At 59.7% G+C, this 9,044-nt stretch carries 9 protein-coding genes; 7 read left to right on the top strand and 2 right to left on the bottom strand.

What is annotated here, in order from left to right:
• Positions 1 to 665: 665 nt before the first annotated feature.
• A complete protein-coding gene (locus ACNFCJ_RS03545; protein ID WP_416769820.1) occupies positions 666 to 1,889 on the bottom strand; it encodes a CaiB/BaiF CoA transferase family protein in 1,224 nt (407 codons plus the stop codon).
• A 58-nt stretch (positions 1,890 to 1,947) separates the two neighbouring features.
• Positions 1,948 to 3,126 (bottom strand): acyl-CoA dehydrogenase, encoded by a 1,179-nt coding sequence (locus ACNFCJ_RS03540; protein ID WP_416769818.1) that lies wholly within the window; start codon positions 3,124 to 3,126, stop codon positions 1,948 to 1,950.
• A gap of 179 nt (positions 3,127 to 3,305) precedes the next feature.
• Between ACNFCJ_RS03540 and ACNFCJ_RS03535 the strand changes: the two genes are divergently transcribed.
• The 7 genes from ACNFCJ_RS03535 (at position 3,306) to ACNFCJ_RS03505 (ending at position 8,959) form a co-directional block, all read left to right on the top strand.
• Positions 3,306 to 4,202, top strand: a complete 897-nt coding sequence (locus ACNFCJ_RS03535; RefSeq protein ID WP_416769816.1) for a LysR family transcriptional regulator — start codon at positions 3,306 to 3,308, stop codon at positions 4,200 to 4,202.
• 467 nt (positions 4,203 to 4,669) lie between these two features.
• The gene (locus ACNFCJ_RS03530) at positions 4,670 to 5,791 is read left to right on the top strand and encodes a Re/Si-specific NAD(P)(+) transhydrogenase subunit alpha (protein ID WP_416769815.1); all 1,122 of its coding nucleotides are present in this window, start codon (positions 4,670 to 4,672) and stop codon (positions 5,789 to 5,791) included.
• An 11-nt stretch (positions 5,792 to 5,802) separates the two neighbouring features.
• The gene (locus ACNFCJ_RS03525; protein ID WP_058171402.1) at positions 5,803 to 6,117 is read left to right on the top strand and encodes an NAD(P) transhydrogenase subunit alpha; all 315 of its coding nucleotides are present in this window, start codon (positions 5,803 to 5,805) and stop codon (positions 6,115 to 6,117) included.
• 2 nt (positions 6,118 to 6,119) lie between these two features.
• Positions 6,120 to 7,556 carry an NAD(P)(+) transhydrogenase (Re/Si-specific) subunit beta gene (locus ACNFCJ_RS03520; RefSeq protein ID WP_106734207.1) on the top strand — a complete coding sequence of 479 codons (1,437 nt, stop codon included), beginning with the start codon at positions 6,120 to 6,122 and terminating at the stop codon, positions 7,554 to 7,556.
• A gap of 355 nt (positions 7,557 to 7,911) precedes the next feature.
• Positions 7,912 to 8,127: a DUF1127 domain-containing protein gene (locus ACNFCJ_RS03515; RefSeq protein ID WP_092378774.1), complete on the top strand. Its 216-nt coding sequence runs from the start codon at positions 7,912 to 7,914 to the stop codon at positions 8,125 to 8,127.
• 223 nt (positions 8,128 to 8,350) lie between these two features.
• Positions 8,351 to 8,554 carry a DUF1127 domain-containing protein gene (locus ACNFCJ_RS03510; RefSeq protein WP_092378777.1) on the top strand — a complete coding sequence of 68 codons (204 nt, stop codon included), beginning with the start codon at positions 8,351 to 8,353 and terminating at the stop codon, positions 8,552 to 8,554.
• A gap of 81 nt (positions 8,555 to 8,635) precedes the next feature.
• The gene (locus ACNFCJ_RS03505; RefSeq protein WP_092378780.1) at positions 8,636 to 8,959 is read left to right on the top strand and encodes a DUF2388 domain-containing protein; all 324 of its coding nucleotides are present in this window, start codon (positions 8,636 to 8,638) and stop codon (positions 8,957 to 8,959) included.
• Positions 8,960 to 9,044: the final 85 nt, after the last annotated feature.

The raw sequence follows: 9,044 nt of genomic DNA, 5'->3' as shown, positions 1-9,044 counted from the left end.
TGCATGTGTTAGGCCTGCCGCCAGCGTTCAATCTGAGCCATGATCAAACTCTTCAGTTCAATACTGCTTGGGTTTTGAGAAAACCCTAAACTTGGCTCAGCAATCGCAAATAAACTCTCGAATTCACGAGTGTTACTTGTGATGCTGATAATCAGTCGACTATCAGTCTTACCTCACAAGCACCCACACGAATTGCTTGATTCAGTTGTTAAAGAACAGTTGGTTAAGCTTTTCGTCTCAACCGAGGCCGCGCATTCTACATCAGCCCTTCTATCTGTCAAGCTGTTTTTCGAATTTGTTTCCGGAGAAACTTCTTTCTACTCAACCACTTGCGCCTTCGATCTGAACTTCTTCTCTCCAGCGGGAGGCGCATTCTACAGCGTTCAAAACCGCTGTCAACACCTCTTTTCTACCGCTTTCGATCCATTCGACCGAACCACCAACAGGACTAAACCACCGCCCTGTCGACCGGTGTGCATTCTACACGCCAGATCCAGCTTTGCAAGCCCTTCATTCAACTTAACTTATTGATTAACAAGAAGTTTTTGAAGCGCTTCATCGCTGAAGTGGCGCGCATTCTACATGAGCACGACGAGCTGTAAACCCCTGACGTGCAAATAATTACGTAAATCGAATCAACTACTCAGCCGACTATATATAGAGGCTCAGAGAATCCCTGCCTCGCGTAACTCGGCAATCTGCGCTTCACTCATTCCGAGTAAACTCTGCAGCAGGCTATCGGTGTGCTGGCCCAGCAGTGGCGGAGCCGAACGATAGGCCACTGGCGTAGCGGATAGGCGCAGCGGACTGGCGACCTGCGGAGTAGAACTCCCCAGCGCATTGGGCAGATCGAGACGCAACCCTCGCGCCTGAACCTGAGGGTCGGCGAACACCTGCTGCAGATCATTGATCGGCCCACAGGGTACGCCGGCCTTTTCCAGCAGCTCGATCCACTGCGCCGTGGTCTTGAATACCGTGGTCTGGCGCAACAACGGGATCAACTCGGCACGATGGGCAACCCGGGCCCTGTTAGTGACAAAGCGCGGGTCATCGGCAAGGTTCGCAATACCCGCCACTTCGCAGAACTTACGGAACTGACCATCGTTACCCACCGCAAGGATGAAGTTGCCATCGGCACTGGGGAAATCCTGGTAAGGCACGATGTTGGGATGGGCGTTGCCCAGACGCTTCGGTGATACACCTGTCGTCAGGTAGTTCATGGCTTGGTTGGCCAGACAGGCGACCTGCACATCCAGCAACGCCACATCTATATGCTGACCTATACCCGATTGCTCACGTTGATTGAGCGCGGCCAGCACACCCACAGTCGCGTAGAGACCGGTGAGGATATCGGTCAGCGCCACGCCGACCTTCATCGGTCCGGCACCCTCTTCATCTTCCGGCCGCCCGGTCAGACTCATCAGACCACCAAGCCCCTGGATCATGAAGTCATAACCCGCGCGCTTGGCATAGGGCCCGGTCTGGCCGAAGCCGGTGATGGAGCAGTAGATCAGCCTTGGGTTGATCGCCTTCAGCGACTCGTAGTCGAGCCCATAAGCCGCCAGGCCGCCGACCTTGAAATTCTCCAGCAGCACATCGCACTGCGCGACCAGCTCACGCACCAGGCGCTGACCTTCGGGCTGAGTGAAATCGAGAGTCAGCGACTGTTTGTTGCGATTGGCACTTTGAAAGTAGGCCGCCTCACGCGAATCGTTACCCTCGGCATCCTTTATATAGGGAGGCCCCCAATGCCGGGTGTCATCACCCGAGCCTGGTCGCTCGACCTTTATCACCTCGGCCCCCAGGTCACCCAGGATCTGCCCGCACCAAGGGCCGGCCAGTACGCGGGACAGATCAAGCACGCGGATATGGGAAAGGGCGCCAGACATGGAGATTCTCCGCAGGGTGCGCCACGCGCACCATGGATCGTAAGAAAGGCGTGCCCCCTTAGAAGAAGGCCTGGATGCCGGTCTGAGCGCGACCGAGGATCAGTGCATGCACATCGTGCGTGCCTTCATAGGTGTTAACCACTTCCAGGTTAACCAGGTGGCGGGCGATGCCGAACTCGTCGCTGATGCCGTTACCACCGAGCATATCGCGCGCCATGCGGGCGATGTCCAGCGCCTTGCCGCAGCTGTTGCGCTTCATGATCGAGGTGATTTCCACCGCAGCAGTGCCTTCGTCCTTCATTCGTCCGAGGCGCAGGCAGCCTTGTAGAGCCAAGGTGATTTCGGTCTGCATGTCGGCCAGCTTCTTCTGGATCAGCTGATTAGCCGCCAGCGGGCGACCGAACTGATTGCGATCGAGCACGTACTGGCGCGCGGTGTGCCAGCAGAATTCGGCAGCGCCCAGCGCGCCCCAACTGATGCCATAGCGCGCAGAGTTCAGGCAGGTGAACGGGCCGCGCAGGCCTCGCACATCCGGAAAGGCGTTCTCTTCAGGGCAGAACACGTTGTCCATGACGATCTCGCCAGTGATCGAGGCGCGCAGGCCGACCTTGCCGTGAATCGCCGGAGCGGAGAGGCCTTCCCAGCCTTTTTCCAAGACGAAGCCGCGAATCTCATCAGCATCATCCTTGGCCCAAACCACGAAGACATCGGCGATCGGGCTATTGGTGATCCACATCTTGCTGCCAGTCAGGCGGTAGCCGCCGTCGACCTTCTTGGCGCGGGTCACCATGGAGCCCGGATCGGAACCATGGTTCGGCTCGGTCAGACCGAAGCAACCGATGTATTCGCCACTGGCCAGCTTGGGCAGGTACTTCTGCTTGGTCGCCTCGCTACCGAACTCATTGATCGGCACCATCACCAGCGACGACTGCACACTCATCATCGAGCGGTAACCAGAGTCGATGCGCTCCACTTCTCGCGCGATCAGGCCGTAGCACACGTAATTCAGGCCACTGCCGCCGTAGGCTTCGGGGATGGTCGCTCCCAGCAAGCCGGTTTCGCCCATCTCACGGAAAATCTTCGGATCGGTCTGCTCATGACGGAAGGCTTCCAGCACACGGGGCGCCAACTTGTCATCGGCGAACTGCTGGGCGCTGTCGCGCACCATGCGCTCTTCTTCGGTCAATTGCTGATCCAGCAGCAGCGGGTCGATCCAGTTGAAGCTTGCCTTGGCCATTACGAGAAACCTCGAAGCAGGGTGTGAGCGGTCGATCCAGCCGACCCGGAATGTCATTGATCCTAGGCCGGCTTCAGGCAATGGACAAACGCAGATTTTGCACAGACCTGTGCTTTTTCCTCACTTCGAGCTAGCTTAACAAGCCATAAATACCGCTCATGAGTGAGGCTTTTGCATCAATGCGTCGCAAGATCCCCAGCACCGCCGCCCTGGTCGCCTTCGAGTCGGCCGCTCGTCACCAGAGCTTCACCAAGGCGGCCGATGAGCTCAACCTCACGCAGAGTGCGATTTGCCGGCAAATCGGCGGACTGGAGAGCTTTCTCAGTGTGGAACTGTTCCGTCGCTCGCGACGCGGTGTGGTCCTGACCGAAGCGGGCGTCGCCTACAGCCGCAAGGTGGCAGCGCAGCTCGATGCCGTGGAGCGCGACACCCTGGCGCTGATGGGCAACCAGGGCACGACCAGCATCGAGCTGGCGGTGGTGCCGACCTTTGGCACCCAGTGGCTGCTCCCGCGCCTGCGTACCTTTCAGCGCTTGCACCCGGAAGTGACAGTACACCTGACCAACCGTACCCGGCCCTTCCTGTTCGCCGACACCCACTTCGATGCAGCCATCTATTACGGTGATGCCGAGTGGTCAGGTACCGAGGCCCACTTTCTGATGCACGAACACCTGCTGCCGGTTTGCAGCCCCGCATTGCTGAGCGATACCCCAGCGACAGTCGAACGCATCGCCGCGCTACCCCTGCTGCAGCAGACCACCCGCCCCTATGCGTGGCGCCAGTGGTTCGCCGCCCAAGGCATCAGCGTGGCTCGCGACATGACCGGCCCAAGACTGGAACTGTTCTCCATGCTGGCGCAGGCCGCTCAGCATGAAATGGGTATTGCACTGATCCCACCCTTCCTGATCCAGCGCGAACTGGAAGAGGGTAGTCTGGTGATTGCCTTCGACCGCGCCGTACCAAACAACGACCGCGCCTATTACCTGATGGTGCCAGAGCGCAAGGCCGAGTCTGCTGCACTGAAGGCCTTTCGAGACTGGCTTCTGGCCCAGGCCGCCGCCTATCGAGACGCATGATCATCGCCAGAGCACGATCTCTTTAAGCTCAAGGTAAATAGATACGCCCAAAATCAGAACACGTAGCAAGAAAACAGTCACGCTACAAAAATTTTCCAGGAAAAGTGCATAAAAACCACTACTTTCGGGCTATAGCACTATTTTGAACAGATCGTTCGTTACTCTCCACACGCCTCCCGATTCGACCAGCGGTCATCCTGTGCGTGACTGCCTATATCGCCCTACAAGCTGCGCGGAACCTGCTGCCAGCCTTAACCTACGCGGGCTGCGGACAGTATAAAAATCCCTCATAGACCCATTACTTGTAGTAATGCATTTTTTTTACTCCATAACTTCTTGTAAGGGTTTGCGTTCGATTGCACAATCGCCGCGCTCGCCACTTACGGCGGGTTATGTGCTGATCCCCAATCGCCGGCGCGCCAGCGCAGTGCCCCGGTTCACAAAAAAGATCACGCAGGAGATTAGAAGTGCACATCGGTGTTCCTCTCGAAACCCATGCCGGGGAGACGCGGGTTGCCGCGACCCCAGAGACCATCAAGAAGCTGGTCGGCCAAGGTCATCAGGTGACCGTCCAGGCCGGCGCGGGCATCAGCGCCAGCATTCCAGACAGCGCTTACGAGGCTGCTGGCGGGACCATTGGCAACGACTCTGCCGCGTTTGGCGCAGACCTCGTGCTGAAGGTGGTCGCACCAACCGACGCCGAGCTTGCTCATATGAGAGCCGGTGCAGTGTTGGTTGGCATGCTCAACCCGTTCTGCAACGAGACCATCGCACGCATGAACGCTCGCGGCGTCACCGCCTTCGCCCTGGAGGCCGCACCGCGCACCTCTCGTGCGCAAAGCCTGGACGTACTGAGTTCGCAGGCCAATATCGCCGGCTACAAGGCCGTGCTGCTGGCAGCCCATCACTATCCACGCTTCATGCCGATGCTGATGACTGCTGCCGGTACCGTTAAGGCCGCGCGTATTTTGATTCTCGGTGCCGGTGTTGCCGGTCTGCAGGCCATCGCCACGGCCAAGCGCCTGGGCGCGGTGATCGAGGCCTCCGACGTGCGCCCGGCAGTCAAAGAGCAGATCGAATCGCTCGGCGCCAAGTTCGTCGACGTCCCCTTCGAGACCGACGAGGAACGTGAGTGCGCGCAAGGCGTGGGCGGCTATGCCCGGCCGATGCCGCAGTCCTGGATGGAGCGTCAGGCCAAGGCCGTGCACGAACGCGCCAAGCAGGCCGATATCGTCATTACCACTGCACTGATTCCGGGCCGCAAAGCGCCGACGCTACTCCATGAGAGCACAGTGGCCGAAATGAAGCCCGGCTCCGTGGTCATCGACCTGGCCGCCGTACAGGGCGGCAACTGCCCGCTGACCGAAGCCGACAAGGTGGTGGTCAAGCATGGCGTGACCCTCGTCGGCCACACCAACCTGGCTGCACTGGTGCCGGCAGACGCCTCCGCCCTGTACGCACGCAACCTGCTGGACTTCCTCAAGCTCGTGATCGACAAGGAAGGCCAGTTCCAGCTCAACCTCGAAGACGACATCGTCGCGGCCTGCCTGATGTGCAATGCCGGCGAAGTCGTGCGCAAGAACGGCTAAGGAGTAGGGACATGGATCTGATTTCCGACGGCATCTACAACCTGATCATCTTCGTGCTGGCCATCTATGTCGGCTACCACGTGGTGTGGAACGTCACCCCGGCCCTGCACACCCCGCTGATGGCCGTGACCAACGCCATTTCCGCCATCGTGATCGTCGGCGCCATGCTGGCCGCCGCACTCACCGTCACCCCACTGGGCAAGACCATGGGCACCCTGGCCGTGGCACTGGCCGCAGTCAACGTATTTGGCGGCTTCCTGGTCACCCGACGCATGCTGGAAATGTTCAAGAAGAAAGCGCCCAAGGCGCCTGTGGAGAAACACTGACCATGAGCATGAACCTGATCACTGTTCTCTACCTCGTCGCCTCGGTGTGCTTCATCCAGGCGCTCAAGGGCCTATCGCACCCGACCACGTCGCGGCGCGGCAACCTGTTCGGCATGATCGGCATGGCCATCGCCGTGCTGACCACCGTCGGCCTGATCTACAAACTCGGCAGCGAGCTGGCCGTTCAGGGCCTGGGCTTCGTCATCGTCGGCCTGCTGGTCGGCGGCAGTGTCGGCACCATCATGGCCAAGCGCGTCGAGATGACCAAGATGCCGGAACTGGTCGCCTTCATGCACAGCATGATCGGCCTGGCGGCTGTGTTCATCGCCATTGCCGCTGTCGTCGAGCCTCAGTCGTTGGGCATCGTCGCCGCGCTGGGTGATGCGATTCCATCCGGTAACCGCCTGGAGCTGTTCCTCGGCGCCGCCATCGGTGCCATCACCTTCTCCGGTTCGGTGATCGCCTTCGGCAAGCTGTCTGGCAAGTACAAGTTCCGCCTGTTCCAGGGCGCGCCTGTCGTGTTCAAGGGGCAACACCTGGTCAACCTGGTGATCGGCCTGGCGATTCTCGGCCTGGGCCTGTATTACACCTTCACCGGCGACATCACCGCCTTCGCTGTGCTGGTGGCCCTTGCCTTCGTTATTGGCGTGCTGATCATCATCCCGATCGGCGGCGCCGACATGCCGGTGGTGGTGTCGATGCTCAACTCGTACTCGGGTTGGGCGGCTGCCGGTATCGGCTTCTCGCTGAACAACTCGATGCTGATCGTCGCAGGGTCCCTGGTCGGTTCTTCGGGCGCCATCCTCTCGTACATCATGTGCAAGGCGATGAACCGTTCGTTCTTCAACGTCATCCTCGGTGGCTTCGGTGCCGATGCTGATGCCGGTGCTGCTGGCGGCAGCCAGGAACAGCGCAGCGTCAAATCGGGCTCTTCCGACGACGCCGCCTTCCTGCTGACCAACGCCGACACCGTGGTCATCGTGCCCGGCTACGGCCTGGCCGTGGCCCGCGCCCAGCACGCACTGATGGAACTGGCCGAGAAACTGACCCACCGTGGCGTGACTGTTAAGTACGCGATCCACCCGGTCGCCGGCCGTATGCCGGGCCACATGAACGTGCTGCTGGCCGAAGCCGAAGTACCGTACGAACAGGTGTTCGAGATGGAGGACATCAACTCCGAGTTCGGCCAGACCGACGTGGTGCTGGTGCTCGGCGCCAACGACGTGGTCAACCCGGCCGCGAAGAACGATCCGAAGTCGCCGATCGCCGGCATGCCGATCCTCGAGGCTTACAAAGCCAAGACCGTGATCGTCAACAAGCGCTCGATGGCCAGCGGCTACGCCGGCCTGGATAACGAACTGTTCTACATGGACAAGACCATGATGGTCTTCGGCGATGCCAAGAAGGTCATCGAAGACATGGTCAAGGCCGTCGAATAAGCCCTGACCAGTCAGACAGGAAACCCGGCCATGTGCCGGGTTTCTCATTTCCGGCGCCAGGAAAAAATTGATATTCAGGTCAACAAGCACAACAGACCAATTGGAAACTGTACTGCTTGAAAGACCAGCATTAATGGGTTGCACCCAGTTGAAAATCTCGCAAATCAAGGTTGCACCCAGTCTTTTCACTTATGACCAATACAGTTTCATCGATTCCTGACCGAACAGTTACAAAGCAACCTATCTAATAGCACAACAATTTCATCCAGCTGTGACTATTGGGCCCCGACTGCGCTCGGGATAATTTGCCCATCGATAGCACACATACCCCGCCACAAGCGGAAGGATGACCACCATGGAACGTACCCTCAGTTCCGCCCAGCTTCAGACTCACAGCGTTGCCAGCGACAAATCGGCCTGGCCGCTCCGCGTGATCGCCACCCTCAGCCTGTGGCAGCGCCGCATCGTCAGTCGTCGTCAACTGGCTCGACTGGATGCCCGCCTGCTGGCCGACGCCGGTATCACCGAGAATCAGCGTTACGTCGAACTGCAGAAGCCGTTCTGGCGCTGACACCCTGCTTTGCTCCATCCCCAAGTTGGGATCTTCTGAGAGCTCCACCGTCTCTGCTGCGGTGGGGCTTTCGTTTTTTCTGCAACAGTCATCACCCGTAAGAGCGGTACAGTTGCCATAAGGCCTTCACTGCTCCCGCACAATTACCTTCGTTTGTATCTGCTCGCCTGAGCACGCGTGCGAGATCATGAGCTGCCCCCTTGTCTCCCGACAGGAGAACGCCATGGATCGCATTCACCGCCCCCTTTCGCAGCCTGAGCACAGTACCGCCCCGCACTGGCTGAGCCTCTATTCGCGGCTACGTCACTGGCAACGCAACCGACGCACCCGCCAACAGCTCGCCCTGCTCAACGATCAGCAATTGGCCGACGCCGGCATCAGCAGCGTTCAGCGCGAAGAAGAACTGGCCAAACCCTTCTGGCGCTGAGCCAGCAATGGAGCCACAGGGGCCATTGGGCTAAGATTTGCGGGTGCGCAGAACAGCGACCCACCTATCGGAGTTATCCCAATGCACCTGAAGCAATCTCTCATTGCCGCCCTGCTCTCGGTCGGCCTGGCAGGCAGCGCCTGCGCCAGCAGCCTGGTCGCGACCACCGACACTCTGGGCGGCGCCCTGGCCGGCACCGTCGAGGTCACCTCGGACGCGACCAGCTCGTTGCGCGACATGAAACAGCTGCGCGCGGCCCGCGACGATGCCGCCAGCTTCGTTGCCAGCGACGGCGCCATTCGCAGCGCCCGACTCGAAGCGGCCCTGCTGCAGATTCGCAGTCACGCCGTGGAATTGGCGGCGGCTGACGACCTGACCCTGGCCCAGGCCATTCTCAGCCTGTGAAAACTTTGCACACGTCTGGCCAATGACGCGTAGCTGACCGTCAGCGCTGCGCCCCGTAAACTTCGCCCACCTGCCCGGCAGCGGG

The sequence above is a fragment of the Pseudomonas sp. NY15364 genome (assembly GCF_048068235.1).
Taxonomy (GTDB): Bacteria; Pseudomonadota; Gammaproteobacteria; order Pseudomonadales; family Pseudomonadaceae; genus Aquipseudomonas; species Aquipseudomonas mendocina_D.
The sequence above is the reverse complement of the archived record's forward strand: the minus strand, read 5'-3'. Positions and strand labels throughout refer to the sequence as shown.

Bases quoted from the DNA above. Each gene is read 5' to 3' on its own strand.
- ACNFCJ_RS03545 (WP_416769820.1), bottom strand. From the start codon at position 1,889: ATGTCTGGCGCCCTTTCCCATATCCGCGTGCTTGATCTGTCCCGCGTA.
- ACNFCJ_RS03540 (WP_416769818.1), bottom strand. From the start codon at position 3,126: ATGGCCAAGGCAAGCTTCAACTGGATCGACCCGCTGCTGCTGGATCAG.
- ACNFCJ_RS03535 (WP_416769816.1), top strand. From the start codon at position 3,306: ATGCGTCGCAAGATCCCCAGCACCGCCGCCCTGGTCGCCTTCGAGTCG.
- ACNFCJ_RS03525 (WP_058171402.1), top strand. From the start codon at position 5,803: ATGGATCTGATTTCCGACGGCATCTACAACCTGATCATCTTCGTGCTG.
- ACNFCJ_RS03520 (WP_106734207.1), top strand. From the start codon at position 6,120: ATGAGCATGAACCTGATCACTGTTCTCTACCTCGTCGCCTCGGTGTGC.
- ACNFCJ_RS03515 (WP_092378774.1), top strand. From the start codon at position 7,912: ATGGAACGTACCCTCAGTTCCGCCCAGCTTCAGACTCACAGCGTTGCC.
- ACNFCJ_RS03510 (WP_092378777.1), top strand. From the start codon at position 8,351: ATGGATCGCATTCACCGCCCCCTTTCGCAGCCTGAGCACAGTACCGCC.
- ACNFCJ_RS03505 (WP_092378780.1), top strand. From the start codon at position 8,636: ATGCACCTGAAGCAATCTCTCATTGCCGCCCTGCTCTCGGTCGGCCTG.